Genomic DNA, 16,488 nt, shown 5'->3' on the forward strand with positions numbered 1-16,488 from the left:
TATCGTGAAGATTACGAAAGAAACGATCACGCACGTAGCGACTTTGTCACGACTTGAGTTTAGTGATCAAGAGTTAGATACATTTACTAAGCAAATGGATGAAATTATCAATATGGCTGATCAACTTGCTGAAGTTGATACCAGTGATGTTCCTGAAACAGTTCAAGTAGTTGATCGAGACACTGTATTTAGAGAAGATAAACCTGAACATTGGCAAAGTAAGGAAGAGTTAATGGAAAATGTTCCTGAAAAAGTTGATGGATTTATCAAGGTACCAGTAATTATTGATAAAGATGAGGATGCCTAATGAATTATTTAAATGAAAATATTGAATCATTACATAAAAAATTAGTAGATGGTGAACTTAGCGCAAACCAATTAACTGAAGATACTTTAAAGACAATTAAGGACTTAGAACCAAAGCTTAACGCAATGATTACAGTAGTTGATGATGCTAAGCCTGCAGAAGATTTAGATCTTTCTAATGAATTAGCTGGGATCCCAATTGCCATTAAAGATAATATCATTACCAATGGAATTAAGACTACTGCAGCAAGTCACATGCTTTATAATTTTATGCCAATGTATGATGCTACAGTTATTTCCAAGCTTAAAAAAGCTCAAATGACAATTGTTGGTAAAGCAAACATGGATGAGTTTGCCATGGGATCTTCTAGTGAAAATTCATACTATGGTGCGCCAAAGAATCCTTGGGATTTAACCCGAGTAACTGGTGGATCTTCAGGTGGATCTGCAGCAGCTGTTGCTAGTGGTGAAGTAGTAGCAGCTCTTGGTTCTGATACTGGTGGTTCTGTACGCCAACCTGCTGCTTTTACTGGTATTTTTGGTATTAAGCCAACTTATGGACGTGTTTCACGTTGGGGATTGATTGCTTTTGCATCTTCATTAGATCAAATTGGTGTAATGACTAAACGAGTTGCTGATTCAGCTAAAATTTTAAATGTAATTGCTGGTGGCGATGAACATGATTCAACTGTTTCACAACGTCCAGTTCCTGATTTTACCAAGGCCCTTGGTAAGGATGTTAAGGGACTTCGTGTAGCAGTTCCTGAAGAATACTTTGGTGAAGGTGTCGAAAAAGAAGTTAAAGATTTAATAAATGAACAAATCAAACTTTTGGAAGACAACGGTGCCATTATTAATAAGGTAAGCTTACCTCACACTAAATACGTTGTTCCTGATTACTATATTATTGCTTCTAGTGAAGCTTCATCTAACTTACAAAGATACGATGGAATTCGTTACGGCTACCGTGCTAAAGATACTAAAAACTTACTTGACGTTTATATTAAATCAAGAAGTGAAGGATTTGGTAATGAGGTAAAACGTCGTATCATGCTTGGATCTTTCGCATTATCAGCAGGTTCATATGATCGTTTCTTTAGACAAGCTGCCAAAGTTAGAACTTTAATTTGTCGTGACTTTGAAAAAATCTTTGAAGAAAATGATGTAATTGTTGGACCAACTACACCTACTACTGCCTTTAAGATTGGTAGTTCAATCAAAGATCCACTTAAGATGTATGCAAATGATATTTTAACTATTTCTGCTAACATGGCTGGAATTCCTGCAGCTAGTGTTCCAGCAGGCTTAGTTGATGGAATGCCTGTTGGTTTCCAAATTATGGCTAAGCGCTTTGATGAAGAAAGTATTTTCCAAGTTGCTGACTTTATTGAACGCAAGAATAAATTCTATGAAAAGAAACCAGCTGGATTGGAGGATTAATTAATGAATTTTAAATCGACTATCGGGCTTGAAGTTCACTTCGAGTTAAAAACAAAGAGTAAGATTTTCTCTCCATCACCTGTTAGTTACGGAGCACCTGCTAACACTGAAACAAATGTAATTGACTGGGCAATGCCTGGTGTATTACCAATGGTAAATAAAGATGTTTATCGTTTGGGAATTATGGTGGCTTTAGCAACCCATTCACACGTTTTACCAACTACTCATTTTGATCGTAAAAACTACTTTTACCCAGATAATCCTAAGGCATACCAAATTACACAATTTTTCCAACCATTAGCCCGTGATGGTTACATTGAAATTGAAGTTCATGGAAAAAAGAAACGTATTGGTATTCATGAAATGCACATTGAAGAAGATGCTGGTAAAAACACTCACGGTGCTAACGGTTACTCCTACGTTGACTTAAACCGTCAAGGTGTTCCTCTTCTTGAAGTTGTGTCTGAACCTGATATGGAAGATCCAGAAGAAGCTTATGCTTACTTAACTAAATTACGCCAAATCGTTCAATTTACTGGTGCTTCTGATGTTAAGATGGAAGAAGGATCAATGCGTGTAGATACTAATATTTCTATTCGCCCAGCTGGTCAAAAAGAACTTGGTACTAAAGTCGAAATGAAGAACTTGAACTCATTTGATCACGTAAGACGTTCACTTGCTTATGAAGAACAACGTCAACAACAAGTTTTACTTTCAGGTGGTCGTATTCAAGTTTCAACTCGTCGTTTTGATGAAAATACTGGTAAGACAGTTCTAGAACGTGTTAAGGAAGGTGCAGCAGATTACCGCTACTTCCCAGAACCAGATATTGCTCCAGATCATATTAGTCAAGAATGGATCGATGAAATTGCAGAAAGCCTGCCAGAATCTCCATTTGAACGTCGTAAGCGTTACGTCAATGAATACGGAATTAAAGAATACGATGCAGATGTTATTTTACAGACTAAAGAATCTAGTGATTTCTATGATGAAACTGTAAAAGCTGGAGCAGATGCTACTTTAGCAGCAAACTGGTTGAATACTCAAATTAATGGTTATTTGAATGAAAACCAAGTTGAAATTAGTGAAATCAAGTTAACACCAGCTAATTTAGCTCAAATCATTAAGATGATTAAAGATGGTACTATTTCATCTAAAATTGCTAAGAAAGTCTTCCAAGAAAGTATTGAAAATGGTACTGATCCTAAGAAATATGTTGAAGATAATGGTATGGTCCAACTTTCTGATCTTTCTGTTCTAGAACCAATGGTTAAAAAGATTGTTGATAATAATCCTCAATCTGTGGAAGACTTCAAGAATGGTAAGGATCGTGCAATTGGTTTCTTAGTTGGCCAAATTATGAAAGAAACTCGTGGAAAGGCAAATCCTAAGGTAGTTAACCAATTATTAAACAAGGAATTACAAAGTCGTTAATGTAAATAAGAAAGGTGATAGGTAATGACAAAGAGAGCACGATTAATTTATAATCCTGTTTCAGGCCATGAACAAATGCTTCAAAATGTGGCGGGAATTTTAAATATATTAGAGCAAGCCGGTTTTGAGGCAAGTGCCTATCAGACAACCCCAGAACCATTATCAGCTCAAAAGGAAGCTACTAGATGTAGTTTGGATGGGTTTGATTTAATTGTAGGTGCTGGTGGGGATGGTACCATTAACGAAGTTGTAAATGGAATTGCACCCTTAGAAAAAAGACCTAAAGTTGCTGTAATTCCTGCTGGAACAACTAATGACTATGCCCGAGCATTAAATATTCCGCGAGATAATTTAATTGATGCAGCTAAGGTTGTTTTAAAAGGTAAGACTCAAAAAATGGATATTGGAAAAGCAGCTGACAAATATTTTATGAATATTGCTGCTAGCGGATCGTTAACCGATTTAACGTATGCTGTGCCATCACAATTGAAATCTGTTTTGGGATATAGTGCCTACCTAATTAAAGGAATGGAAATGTTCCCTCATATTAAGAATCGTAAGATGCGCCTAACATATGACGATGGAGTATATGAAGGTGATATGTCAATGTTCTTATTAGGGATGACCAATTCAATGGGTGGTTTAGAACAAATTATGCCTGATGCCCAATTATCAGATGGTCTATTTCAGCTAATTGTGGTAAAAACTGCTAATCCAATGGAAGTTTTACGTTTACTAGGAATGGCTTTAAAGGGTACTCATGTAAATGATCCTAAAATTATTTACACTAAGACGCGTTCTCTAAAAGTAGAACCTCTTGATGAAGAAAAAGAGCCAATTCCAATTAATCTGGATGGAGAATTAGGTGGATATCTGCCAATTGAATTCCAGAATTTACAACAACATATTGAGTTTTACATTGGATAATTAAAATGCACTGCAATTGCAGTGCATTTTTAGATGGAGAAAAATAATGCCAAAAAGTGGAAAGTTTAAAATTACCCCAGAAGAAAAAGAAAAGCTATTAAATGCAAAAAGTAAAATTACAGAAGATAAATCCCAAGCACCTAAAAGGTTAAAAGAACATCTTCAAGCGCTTAATGATGCAGTACTAGCAATTGTAATGACAATTATTGTGCTAGAAATTCAGCCACCAGTGCATGTAAATGAATATGGTGACTTCTTAAAAGATATAGGAGTATTTTTGATTACCTTCTTTATTTTGGGTGAATTTTGGTATAGTTTGCACAAAATGTTTGACTATTTAGGGTTTAAACCAGATAAGCTAACAGTAATCTTTGATTTAGGATTGCTAGCTGATTTATCAATTTTGCCTGCAATGACCAAATGGATTATGGCTACTCCTTCTACCTTTGCGGTAATTAATTTTGGGGTCGTTTTTCTGATAGCTCAAATTTTTAGTATTTTAGTTAGATTTTTTGGTACAAAACCATTGTTAGAATCTTCAATTATGGAAAAAATGAATTATCGTCATGCTTTGGTGCGCTTAGAAATTACAGCGATTATGAGTATAATTTTAATTGCAGTGGCTTGGTGGTACCCAAGTTTGGCAATGGTCCTTTATTTATCGATCCCAATAGTTTCATTCTTTTTTCCGAAAAGAAATAAAAAAATACGCTGAAAAATCAGCGTATTTTTTATTAGATTAGCGATTATCGCTTCCCATACCAAAAATTTCAAGGAAAAACATAAAGATGTTGATGAAATCAAGGTATAATTGTAAGGCTCCCAAAACGGCTAATCCAAGTGAGCTAGTTTGATCAGCATACTGAGCATAAACTTTCTTAATTTGTTGAGCATCAGAAGCTGTTAAAGCCACAAAAATGATAACTCCAATATAAGCAAAAATGTAAGTAATCATTGGATTTTTAAGGAACATATTAATTATTGTAGCCACAATAAAACCAATCAAAGCAGCTGTAGCATAGGAACCGATATTAGATAAGTCCCGCTTAGTTACTGTTCCATAGATTGCCATTGTAATGAAAACAGCTGCTGCAGAAACAAAGGCAGATGTTACTGTACCAGTAGTATATACACTACAAATAACAGCAAATGTTAAGCCGTAAGCTACTGCAACAACCATTAGCAAAATAAAACTAGCAACTGGATTACGTGTAGCTCTAAAACTGATAAACAGCGAAAGAACAAATGGTAGAAGAATAATGATCCAACTTGAGGCCTGATTACTGAATAAGTGAATTAAACTTGCTCTAAAAACTGTTGTTGATAAAAATGATGTTAAAGCTGAAACTAAAACTGCAACTGCCATAATGATATAAGTTTTAGTTAAAAAGCTGTTTACTGCTGAAACGTCTTGAATAGGGCGACGTTCAGGTGTATTTGAAAAATTATCCATTAACTTTTCTCTCTTTCTAAAATTTAATTTTATAATTAAATAATAAAACAATGATAACTAAAAGTCATCATTGTCTCAAGTAGTTAGATTATTTTTCTTTTTTCCACTTTAAACCAATTCCAGTTATTCCTGAAAGAATTGAAAAGACAGGTGAGAGTAAACTAAAGAAGGTAAATGGTATAAAGGCTAAAACTGGAACCCCTAAAGTAGAAGCCGCAAATGAACCAGCAACTCCCCAAGGAATTAAGTAGTTAATTACACTTCCTCCATCTTCTAACACTCTGCTGAGAGCAAGTGGAGAAAGTTTAATTTTATCGTAGGCTGGCTTAAAGGCACGTCCTGGTAAAATTACTGACAAGTATTGCTCACCAACAAATAAGTTGATACAAATTCCAGATAAAATTGTAATTGTAATAAGTTTTCCGGGAGTTTTTAACTTAGCTACTAGTGGTTCCATGGCACTTTGAACAACTTCAAATTTCATGAGTAAACCACCTAGTGATAAGGTAGCGATAATTAAAGCAACAGTTGCCATCATACTAGAAATTCCACCACGAGATAAAAGAGAGTTAACAGTTGAATCACTAGTTTTAGCGACAAAACCATTCATAATTAAATCAGTTAGAGATTTAGCAGTTTCATGAGGTGATTGAATAAAGATCATGATTACAGTAACAGCAATGTTTAAAAATAAAGTGGGAATTGCTGGAATTTTGCGCCAGGCACAAAAGATCATCAATAAAATTGGAATAATTGCCCACCAGCTGATAGTAAAGTTTTGTTGTAAAACTTGGACGGTATGATTAATTTTAGTGGCGTGCATTTGACCACCATTACCCAAAATCCAAAATAAGATTAATGAAACAAAAAATGCTGGAATTGTTGACCACATCATATTTTTAATATGAGCAAAGAGTTCACTTTCTGCTACAGCTGAAGATAAATTAGTTGAATCTGAAAGAGGAGACATTTTATCTCCAAAAACTGCTCCAGAGATAATTGCACCAGCCATTAAAGCTGGGTTAATATTCATACTTACTCCAATTCCAAATAGTGCAATTCCTACTGTAGAAATTGTGGTAAAGCCACTTCCAATTGCTGTTCCAATCACTGAACAAACAATGAAAACGGAAGGAACAAAAAATTGTCCATTGATTGATTTAAATCCTAATACCATGATTGAGGGAATAATGCCACCTTTAATCCAGAGCCCAATTAAAGCTCCAATCAAAATAAAGATAAAAATTGGAATAATTGCAACACCAATCCCTTCCTTGATGCCGTCTTGGATTTCTTCCCAACTGGCTCCTCGAAGTTTAGCCCAGAACACTAGTAATAATACTGTGAACAGCACAGGTACTTCGGGAGAAAGACCTAAACTAATAACTGAAGTTCCTAAAATGGCAAGCAAGATTACTAAAATTGTAACTGCTTCACCAAATCCTACTTTAATTTTCATATTAAATTCTCCTAATAAAAAAGTCCCGTTGAAATTAATCAACGGGACGAACTTACATCGTGGTACCACCCAAATTTACAAGTAAAACTTGTGTCTCATCGCAGGTGATAGCGGCACTGCTTAGGGCCGGTTAGAAAACGCGGTGTAATTCGAAAATCTTCGCCTGACTGGTTCGCACATCACCACCAGCTCTCTGACGCTTAACGAAGTTTCTACTAGGTCGCTTTAGTTGTTAATTATGATAGCAAGATTAAAATTAACTGTCAATAATGAATTGAAAAATTTCGCAAATTCATCTAACGATAAAAAATGGTAAGATGTAGGTAAAAGTTCCAACGAAAAATAATTTCTTATAGAAAAGAGATGGCCTATTATGCAAAAAAATCAAATTGTAGATTTAGAAATAACTGACTTATCTTATGAAGCAATGGGAGTGGCTCATTTAGATGGATTAACTATTTTTGTGACTAATGCGCTACCGGGAGAAATTGTTAGTGCAAAATTGTTAAAAGTAAAAAAGAATTTTGCTTTTGCTAAAATTGAAAAGATTAAAAAAGAAAGTCCTGACCGTATCAATGTAAAATTACGCCAGTGGGTACAAACTGGGCTGGCTTCTCTAGCACATTTAAAATATGATAAGCAACTTGAATTTAAGCGTCAACAGGTTGTAAATTTACTACAAAAAGCACACTTAGATAATATTGAAGTAGGGAAAACTTTACCAAGTCCAGAAGAAATTGGGTACCGCAATAAAGGACAAGTGCCAGTAAGAAATGTGAAAGGACAATTAGAGATTGGTTTTTTCCGTCGTCATTCTCACGATTTGATGCCACTGACCAATTTTTTTACAACCGATCCCGAAATTGATCGCACGCTTTTAGCTGTACGTGATATTTTACGTAAAAATAATGTTCCTGCTTATGATGAGAAAAATCATCAGGGAGAGGTGCGCTATCTTGATGTTAGACGTTCTAAAGCTACTGGTGAGATTATGGTTATTTTAGTCACACTTCATAAAGATTTTCCACAATTGGCTAAAGTGACTAAAGAAATTAGTGAGATTGATGGCGTAACTAGTGTTGTCTTGAATCATAATCCGCAAAAGACTAATGTAATCTTGGGAAAGAAGGATTACTTGCTTTGGGGTAATGATTACATTATGGATAAAATTGGGGATGTAAAATTTAAAATATCTCCGCAAAGTTTCTTCCAAATCAATTCATTACAAACACCACGACTTTATAATTTAGCCATTGAAGCAGCCGAGTTGAAACCGGATGATGTAGTAATTGATGCTTATTCTGGTATTGGTACTATTGGCTTGTCTGTAGCCAAGCATGTTAAAGAAGTACGCGGAATGGAAGTTGTTAAGCCAGCAGTTGAAGATGCAAATAATAATGCTACTTTGAATGGAATTGAAAATGCTCATTATGTTGTGGGAAAAGCAGAAGAAATTATGCCTAAGTGGGCAGCAGATGGTCTAAAGACTGATGTGATTTTTGTGGATCCACCCCGTAAAGGTTTGACGCCAGAATTTATTGAGGCCGCTGTTAAAACTGGTCCTAAAAAGATTGTTTATATTTCATGTAATCCAGCTACGATGGTGCGTGATTTACAATTATTTAAAGAAAAAGGATATAGTTTTAACAGAATTGATCCGGTTGATATGTTTCCACAAACTCCTCATGTTGAAGCAGTGAGTGTGTTAGAGAAGAAGTAAATTTAGAAGACTATTTTGTGAGTTTAGAAAGGAAAGATAAAGTTGAAATATCCCGATCTGTATCATCTCACGATAGATCAAAATAAAAGACTTGCTAAACAAAATATTACCCGATTAGTCTATACTAATTCTAGATTTGAAGGATTAACTACCACGCTTCCTCAAACACAAACTATTATTGATGGCATGGGAGTGAGGGGAGTTTCTACTGATGATATTGAAACTATTCTTCAATTAAAAAGAGGCTGGGAATTTGTAATCAATACTAGTGAACTTCCTTCAGTAGAATTAGAAGAAAAAATTAATAAAATTGTAGCTTTACATGATGCGCTAGTACCAGGTGAAATTAGAACTGGGAATAGTATGGTGGCTCTTACAAATGATGAGACCTTTATTCCTACCATTCCTAATGTTGAACAAGAAAAGAATTATTTAATTAGTATTTTGCATTCAAATAATATGAGTACAACTGATAAGGCGATGACAGTTATGTACCACGATATGCGTGCAAAGATATTTTGGGATGGAAATAAAAGAACTGCAACAATTTTTGCCAATAAAATTATGATTGATGGTGGAGCTGGATTAATAAATATTCCCCTTGATAAATGGGAAGAGTGGAATGATTTGTTAAGTGATTTTTATCAGACTAATGAAATGGATCAATTAAAAGAGTGGACCTATAAGAATGCGATTCAAGGGGTGGTTTTGAAATAATAGATTTTGAAGAGACCATATAGTAGATGAAGTGCCTCACAATCGTTAAATCTATGGCTAATAATTATGAGGCACTTCAGAGATATGTGTTCTTTTTTATGAAGATAACAGCTACCCAGATAAATGGTAAAATATGAAGAACTTTTAAATAGTTTTTAACGCTCCAGCCCATTTCCCAAAGAGAAATAATTGGCCCAATTATGTTTACGGAGATAAAAGAAACAATAAGCATAAATATTGCCTTTTCTTTCCAGTTACGAGGTAGTTTCATGTAAAATTCCATATTTACTCCTTTAATAAAAACAAAAAAGCTCAACAAACTATAATGTTTGCTGAACCGTTATACGCAAATATTTTAATACTTAAATAGTGTATCATTTAGTGATAAAGAAAATAAATAGAAATTTTAAGCAAAAAATGCAATATTTAATATTGCATTTTTATTTTTGAGTGTTATACTAATTATCGAAAAGAGAAATGCAATAAAAAATATTGCAATTATTTAAAGGAGGAATTCCTATGTCAATTACAAATGGATACTATCAATCAGATAATGAACGCAAAATTAATATTCTTAATCTCCCTTCATTAGAAAAAGAAGCACAAGAAATTATTCCAGAAGGTGGTTTTGGTTACATCACTAGTGGTGCTGAAAATGAATGGACTTTAAATGAAAATACACGTGCATTCAATGATGTAAAAATTATGCCAAGAGTACTTTCTAATGTTGAAAATCCATCTACTGAAACTGAAGTATTTGGTATTAAGATGAGTATGCCAATTATGATGTCACCAGCAGCAGCTCAAGGTTTGGCCCATACTCGTGGTGAAATGGCAACTGCTGAAGGGATGGCTAAGGCAGGCACCATTATGGCACAAAGTACTTACGGAAATACAACAATTGCTGATACTGCAGCTGCTGGAAAAGGTGCACCACAATTTTTCCAATTATATATGAGCAAAGATTGGGATGTAAATAAAGCCTTACTTGATGAAGCAGTAAAAGCAGGAGTCAAAGCAATTATTGTAACAGTTGATGCAACTGTTGGTGGATATCGAGAAGCTGACATTAGAACAGGTTTCCAATTCCCACTTCCAATGGCAAACTTAGAAAAATATGCTAAGGATTCTGGAACTGGTAAAGGAATTGGTGAAATTTATGCAGCTGGTGCACAAAAAATTGGTCCAGAAGATATTAAAAAGATTGTAGAATATGTAAATCTTCCAGTTATTGTCAAAGGAATTCAAGATCCAGATGATGCTGATGCAGCAATTGCCGCAGGTGCTCAAGGTGTTTGGGTTTCTAACCATGGTGGCCGTCAACTTGATGGTGGTCCAGCTTCATTCAGCGTCTTGGAAGAAGTTTCAAAACGTGTAAATAAACGAGTACCAGTATTCTTTGATAGTGGAATTCGTCGCGGATCTCATGTCTTTAAAGCTTTAGCAAGTGGTGCAGATGTAGTTGCGTTGGCTCGTCCAGTAATTTATGGGTTAGCTCTTGGTGGTGCCCAAGGTGTCCAAAGTGTAATGGAACACTTAAATAATGAATTCAAAACAGTAATGCAATTAGCAGGAACAAAAGATGTTGAAGCTGTAAAGAATGCTAAACTAATTAAGTAGGAATATTTAATTTTTTAGTAAAGGATAAAAAATGGCAAATACTCGCTTAAGTGATTTATTGCAAATTTTAGTTTATCTCAAAGTACATGATGGAGAAAAAATAACTAGCCAAAGGTTAGCTAGCAGTTTGAATACTAATCCAAGTTTGGTAAGAAGTATGTTAGTGCAGTTACGAAGTGCAGGTTTATTAGAATCGGTTAAAGGCAAACCACACCTAGTAAAGGATTTAAATAAAGTTACTGTATTTGATGTTTATCAGGCAATTGAACCTCAGAAAAATTTGCTACAAGTTGATAATAATACTTCACAAGTTTGTAGTGTTGGTGTAGCATTTCCGGAAGTTTTAGATAAGCATTATCAAGAGGTGCAGAAACTTGCTAACGAAAAAATGAAACAAGTTACTCTTCAACAACTTGTTAATGAAACTAAAGAAAATATTGATCTCCATCAAAAAATCCATTAATTAATAAATACCCCAAGATTCATTTCTCGAATTTTGGGGTATTTTTGTGTCGAAGATAATTTGAATTGAAAATGAGGAAATTTTCTCACAAGTGTTGGAAGAATTGGTGCAGTCATTTCACTCAGCTTATCAAGCTTAGAACTGTCGAAACTATCTGTTTTGAAAGTGGTAACAATAAATTTCAGTATTACTTTTTATTGACCATAAGTATCTTAAGTTACTTTTTAGGTAAAATGAGACAGTATAAATGAAAAGCACCCCTTTGGTGAAATTACGCTTCAGGGATGCTTTTTAGCTTGCTAAATAATATAAAATTAATTTTCTAAAAATTTGTCAATTTCTTTGACAGAACTATTTGGATATTGGAAGATTGAACCATGTCCTGCATGTGGGTAAATAACCAGTTTGCTATCTTTTATTTTGTAGTGCATTTCATAACTGTTGGCAGTAGGGACCATGGTGTCATCATTACCATTAATAATTAAGGTAGGGAGGTGAATGTATTGTAAGGAATCTTCCTTGTCTTTTCCCCACTTCTTGATAGCTTTTAATTGACGCAAAAATGAAGAAACTTTCATCTTATCATCAGTATTTTCTTTAGTGCGACTGTTCATGCGATTAAGAACTTCGGTAGCTTCTTTTTTACCAGCTTGATCATGGGTGTAGAATATATAGCGCTTAGGGTCAATATGATGAAGTTGCCCCTTAGCCATATCTTTGAAGGTGACTTGGGTAACTTGATCAATTCCAATTCCGCCTTTAGGACCAGTTCCAACGAGAATAAGTTTGTTAACAAGATTTGGATCTTGACGAATTACATCTTGAGCAATGAATCCACCCATTGATAGTCCAAGCAGATTAATCTTATCGTAGCCTAAAGTAATAATGAAACTAATTGCTTCTTGAGCCATTTGGCTAATAGTGGTTGGAACTTTGCCACCACTGGCTCCAACACCATTTAAATCAACCACAATTACGTGATTTTGGCGTGCTAATTCATTGATAAAAGCTGGATCCCATTGATCCATGGTTGCACCTAGATGATTAAGCAATAGTAATGGCAAAGCTGAAGTATTAGCTCCAAGTTCACGATAAGCAATTCTAACATTGTTTACTAGAACAAATTCATTTTGTGTATGTAAGTAATCAGGCATAATAAAGTGTCCTTCCTATAGTTAACTTAATTTAAATGTATCAATAATAAATACAACATTCAATAATTTTGCTCGGGTAGTTCATCAGGTTGTTAAAGAAGATTAATTACTTGGAAATTGAAGAAAATCTAGGTACAATGAAACACACTAAATACTAAAAAGGAAGGAAGATAAAAATGGAGAATAAAGAAGATCTAAAAAAGCGTTTAACTCCAGAACAATATGCAGTTACACAGGAAGCAGCTACAGAAGCACCATTTACAGGAAAATATGATGATTTTTACCAACCAGGAATTTATGTAGATGTGGTTAGCGGAGAACCCTTATTTTCATCCCAAGATAAATATGATGCTGGTTGTGGTTGGCCAGCCTTTACAAAACCAATTGCTAAACTGACCGAGAAAAGAGACCAATCTTTTGGAATGGAAAGAACAGAAGTAAGAAGTAAGCAAGCAAATTCTCACTTAGGGCATGTTTTCACCGATGGACCGATAGACCGTGGTGGATTACGTTATTGTATAAATTCTGCTGCTTTACGCTTTATTCCAGTTGATCAATTAGATCAAGAAGGTTATGGAGAATATAAAAAATTATTTGAATAATTAAAAAACAAATTAATGAAAATATAAAAGTCGCTCACGTTGAGCGGCTTTTTGTGTGTACGTATAATATAAAAAATAGTTTATGTAAATAATATACTATTTACTTTTTGAGTGAAAATAGTAAATTTTATAAAAATAGTTATATACTTTTAAAATTAATTTCGTAAATGGTTGCTTGAAAGTCGTGAAAATGATTATTTTAATTTTTTAGAAAGAGGAATTTTTTTATTTTTTAATAACAAAAAATGTTATATAAAAAAACTATCCTTACGATGAAGTTTAATAGATATTTTTTAATAAAAAATCAAAAAAATAATTAATATAAATTAGAAAAAATGTTATTTTTCTAATTGGAAGAATTCTTCAAAAGTTAGAGGTATCAAGGGCTGAGCGTTATTGTATTTTTAAGAAAAATTATTGACAGTGAAAAATTGAATGCTATATTTATAACGTAATCAAACAAATTAAATAACGCGAGGATAGTAAGAGATGAATAAAAGAAAAAATCAAAAATTAAAATTTGGTGAAGTAACTCAACGTTTAGGCTTAAGAAAAGTATCAGTTGGTTTGTGCTCAGTAATTTTGGGAACAAGTATTTTAGTATTTGGTAACCATTCTAAAGCTCAAGCTGCAACTGTAGATAATGCCGCTCAAACTACTTTACAAACTACCAATACTCAACAAAAAGCTGATGATGCTGTGCAAGCAACTAGTCTTGATACAAATAAAGCTGAAACTGTTGCTAATACAGCTACAGTAGCAGATAAGACAGCTACCACAAGTACTGCTCAAACTAATGATGCAACTCAATCAGCAAGTCAAGATCAAGAACAAGCTAAAATTGTTCCTACTGTCCAAGCAAACATTCCAACTAACTTCAAGAATTCGGTTCAAGTAAGTGATTGGGATCAATTTTCTAATGCCTTTAAGGACAGTAGTGTTGATCAAATTGTGTTAAATAATGACATTAATGTTGGTGGACGTCGTGAAAAAGCATTTACTCAAAAGGGAATTGCTAGAACTGTTGAAATTACCAGTAAAGATGCAGATAAGCCAGTAAACTTTAACTTTGGTGAGCACTTTATCAGTACTTGGGATAATAACCAAAAGAATACCAACCAAAACTGGAATATCATCTTTAAAGATGTAAATATCACCAGTACTGACAAAGTATTTACTCCAATTTTTACTAATAACAACAGTGTTAACTATTCAAAGAAAAATACTATTACTTACTCAAATGTAAATTACACTGGTCACCAATTCTCTAGATCAGATGCTTCTAACATTGTTTTAGATGGTAATGTAAATATTAATTCTGTTTTGGAAAGTGGCGATTATTCAGTAATTACTGCTTACAGCATGAAAGTAACTGATGGCTCTAATGTAGTAATGAATGTTAAAGAAGATCCTAAGTTTTCTAACAATACTACGCAATATCTTTGGGGTAACTCAGCAGTTCACACTTACTACAATGATAGTAATGATGCCGTAGTAATTGGTTCTGGTGCTACTTTTAAATTTAATCCTGATCAAGCAACTACTAACACTAAAGGATTTACATTTAGTGATAAGGCAAACATGATTATTGCAGATAATGCTCATGTAGATATGAATATGGGTGATGGTAACTCAACTGCAATTTTGGCTGCACGTCAATTAACTGTTAAAAACGGAGCTGTTTTGAATATTACTACCAAACAAGATAATAATGGCTCACATGCATGGGGTTCTAACAATAACGGAAACCACGTTGCTCCAATTAGCTTGGGTAACTTAAAAGATAGCCACGGTAACACAGGTTTTGATATTGAAAAGAATGCCACTGTAAGAATTGTTCGTAGTCAAAGTGGTCGTCCAGCAGTTAGTCCATTAATTTCATTTGGTAGTACCGGTGAAAATCCATACAACAATTACACTTTAAATGTTGCTGATGGTGCTACTTTAGATTTACAAGATGCTGGACAATCTAATTGGCATGAATATGGTGACAAGTTAGCCTCATACTTAGGAAATTCAGCAGAATTACCTCTCAATGGTTTGATTGCAATGTACGGAATTAGATCTGTAGATAACTTAAACTTTGGAAATGTTAAGTATGTTAACTTACAAAGAACTGGTTACCAACACGGAGTTTTGATCCGTCTTGAAGGTGGTCATAACATCTCAGGCTCAAATGCAGTTAATATTAATGGTAACGATATCCCATTGATGCAATGGCAAGCTGGTAATCATTCTGATAAGAGTGATTATAGCTGGAATGTAGACAGTCTTTTCACTGAAAACAAGATGGGAAATTACGCTTACAATTACAACGGTAAGGGTCAAAAGACTGGAAATAATCCAAGTAAGCAGCAATACAGTACTGATTTGAAATTTGATCAAACTTCAGGATTTGTTTCATTTACTGATCGTAAGAATGTAGAACAACATGCAGACTTTAACAATAACTTTAACTGGTGGAAGGCTCAACGAATTGCCTTTGGTTCTCAATTAGCACCTGATTCTTCTAAGTATTTAGCAAGTGCTAAGGGCGAAGTAGTAACTCACGTTGGTGCTAATGAACAAAGTCCTTCTTTAGCTGCTAAAAATGTTGCCTTAACTTGGAAAGATACCGATGGTAAAGCAATTGTAGCTCCAGAAAATTATACAGTGACTTGGAAAAAACTTCCTGATACTACAAAGATTACTGAAGAAAACAGTGAGTTAGTAATTACTTTTAAAGATAAGTCTAATGAAACTGTAAAGGTACCTGTAGTAGTTAAAGGTGCAACTGCTATTAATGGTAATAAGGTTTACCAAGGTGAACCTGCTCCTAACGCTAGATTAGCCGTTAATACCAAAGATGTTGACAACTTTGGTATTAAAGCTATGACGTGGGATCAAACTCCAAAAACTGATGTTGCTGGTGCTGAAATCCCAGGCGTAGTAAAGGTGGATTATGCTGATGGAACTCACCAATTAGTAAATGTAACCATTGATGTAATTGGTGTAGAAAAGGGTATTGACCACAAAGACGATAAAATCTTATACAAAGTAATTCGAGTAGCAACTCAGGTTTCTGGAACTGGTAGTCAAGGTGATGTAACCACTGAGACTACTTATACTAGAAACAGATTAACTGATTATGCCTATCCAGTGGGTAATCCTAAACGTGTAACTTACACTAAGTGGACTAAGGAAAATTAAGGAA

15 protein-coding genes are annotated in these 16,488 nt (G+C 34.3%); 11 read left to right on the forward strand and 4 right to left on the reverse strand.

Annotation, left to right across the window (positions count from 1 at the left end):
* Window positions 1-4 precede the first annotated feature (4 nt).
* The 5 genes from gatC to FP435_RS01600 are packed head-to-tail and all read left to right on the forward strand — an operon-like array spanning window position 5 to window position 4,822.
* Complete coding sequence (gene gatC / locus FP435_RS01580) at window positions 5-307, forward strand: Asp-tRNA(Asn)/Glu-tRNA(Gln) amidotransferase subunit GatC (protein WP_265484015.1); 303 nt, start codon at window positions 5-7, stop codon at window positions 305-307.
* Window positions 307-1,746 carry an Asp-tRNA(Asn)/Glu-tRNA(Gln) amidotransferase subunit GatA gene (gene gatA, locus FP435_RS01585; RefSeq protein WP_265484016.1) on the forward strand — a complete coding sequence of 480 codons (1,440 nt, stop codon included), beginning with the start codon at window positions 307-309 and terminating at the stop codon, window positions 1,744-1,746. The genes gatC and gatA overlap by 1 nt, the downstream gene beginning before the upstream one ends.
* Before the next feature lie 3 nt (window positions 1,747-1,749).
* The gene (gene gatB, locus FP435_RS01590) at window positions 1,750-3,180 is read left to right on the forward strand and encodes an Asp-tRNA(Asn)/Glu-tRNA(Gln) amidotransferase subunit GatB (RefSeq protein ID WP_265484017.1); all 1,431 of its coding nucleotides are present in this window, start codon (window positions 1,750-1,752) and stop codon (window positions 3,178-3,180) included.
* A 24-nt stretch (window positions 3,181-3,204) separates the two neighbouring features.
* Window positions 3,205-4,107 carry a diacylglycerol kinase gene (locus FP435_RS01595; protein ID WP_265484018.1) on the forward strand — a complete coding sequence of 301 codons (903 nt, stop codon included), beginning with the start codon at window positions 3,205-3,207 and terminating at the stop codon, window positions 4,105-4,107.
* Window positions 4,108-4,153: 46 nt separating this feature from the next.
* Window positions 4,154-4,822 carry a TMEM175 family protein gene (locus FP435_RS01600; RefSeq protein WP_265484019.1) on the forward strand — a complete coding sequence of 223 codons (669 nt, stop codon included), beginning with the start codon at window positions 4,154-4,156 and terminating at the stop codon, window positions 4,820-4,822.
* Between the two features lie 24 nt (window positions 4,823-4,846).
* On the opposite strand, the gene FP435_RS01605 is transcribed toward FP435_RS01600, so the two are convergent.
* Window positions 4,847-5,560: a Bax inhibitor-1 family protein gene (locus FP435_RS01605; protein WP_265484020.1), complete on the reverse strand. Its 714-nt coding sequence runs from the start codon at window positions 5,558-5,560 to the stop codon at window positions 4,847-4,849.
* Window positions 5,561-5,648: 88 nt separating this feature from the next.
* Entirely contained in the window at window positions 5,649-7,019 is a 1,371-nt protein-coding gene (gene nhaC, locus FP435_RS01610) for a Na+/H+ antiporter NhaC (RefSeq protein ID WP_265484021.1), read from the reverse strand.
* 373 nt (window positions 7,020-7,392) lie between these two features.
* Here nhaC and rlmD point away from each other — a divergent pair, with 373 nt between their 5' ends.
* Window positions 7,393-8,739, forward strand: a complete 1,347-nt coding sequence (gene rlmD / locus FP435_RS01615) for a 23S rRNA (uracil(1939)-C(5))-methyltransferase RlmD (RefSeq protein WP_265484022.1) — start codon at window positions 7,393-7,395, stop codon at window positions 8,737-8,739.
* A gap of 42 nt (window positions 8,740-8,781) precedes the next feature.
* Window positions 8,782-9,456 (forward strand): Fic family protein, encoded by a 675-nt coding sequence (locus FP435_RS01620; protein ID WP_265484023.1) that lies wholly within the window; start codon window positions 8,782-8,784, stop codon window positions 9,454-9,456.
* Between the two features lie 76 nt (window positions 9,457-9,532).
* On the opposite strand, the gene FP435_RS01625 is transcribed toward FP435_RS01620, so the two are convergent.
* The gene (locus FP435_RS01625; protein WP_265484024.1) at window positions 9,533-9,739 is read right to left on the reverse strand and encodes a hypothetical protein; all 207 of its coding nucleotides are present in this window, start codon (window positions 9,737-9,739) and stop codon (window positions 9,533-9,535) included.
* A 236-nt stretch (window positions 9,740-9,975) separates the two neighbouring features.
* Between FP435_RS01625 and FP435_RS01630 the strand changes: the two genes are divergently transcribed.
* Window positions 9,976-11,076: a lactate oxidase gene (locus tag FP435_RS01630; RefSeq protein ID WP_265484025.1), complete on the forward strand. Its 1,101-nt coding sequence runs from the start codon at window positions 9,976-9,978 to the stop codon at window positions 11,074-11,076.
* A 31-nt stretch (window positions 11,077-11,107) separates the two neighbouring features.
* The gene (locus FP435_RS01635; RefSeq protein WP_265484026.1) at window positions 11,108-11,539 is read left to right on the forward strand and encodes an Rrf2 family transcriptional regulator; all 432 of its coding nucleotides are present in this window, start codon (window positions 11,108-11,110) and stop codon (window positions 11,537-11,539) included.
* 314 nt (window positions 11,540-11,853) lie between these two features.
* Here FP435_RS01635 and FP435_RS01640 read toward each other — a convergent pair whose 3' ends face one another.
* Window positions 11,854-12,693, reverse strand: coding sequence for an alpha/beta fold hydrolase (locus FP435_RS01640; RefSeq protein ID WP_265484027.1), 840 nt, complete (start codon window positions 12,691-12,693; stop codon window positions 11,854-11,856).
* A gap of 176 nt (window positions 12,694-12,869) precedes the next feature.
* Here FP435_RS01640 and msrB point away from each other — a divergent pair, with 176 nt between their 5' ends.
* Complete coding sequence (msrB, locus tag FP435_RS01645) at window positions 12,870-13,295, forward strand: peptide-methionine (R)-S-oxide reductase MsrB (RefSeq protein WP_265484028.1); 426 nt, start codon at window positions 12,870-12,872, stop codon at window positions 13,293-13,295.
* 489 nt (window positions 13,296-13,784) lie between these two features.
* On the forward strand, window positions 13,785-16,484 hold the full coding sequence (locus tag FP435_RS01650) for a pectate lyase-like adhesive domain-containing protein (protein ID WP_265484029.1): 2,700 nt from the start codon (window positions 13,785-13,787) through the stop codon (window positions 16,482-16,484).
* Window positions 16,485-16,488 lie beyond the last annotated feature (4 nt).

Origin of the sequence: Lactobacillus sp. PV037, assembly GCF_014522345.1 — a bacterium.
In the GTDB taxonomy this organism is placed as follows: Bacteria; Bacillota; Bacilli; order Lactobacillales; family Lactobacillaceae; genus Lactobacillus.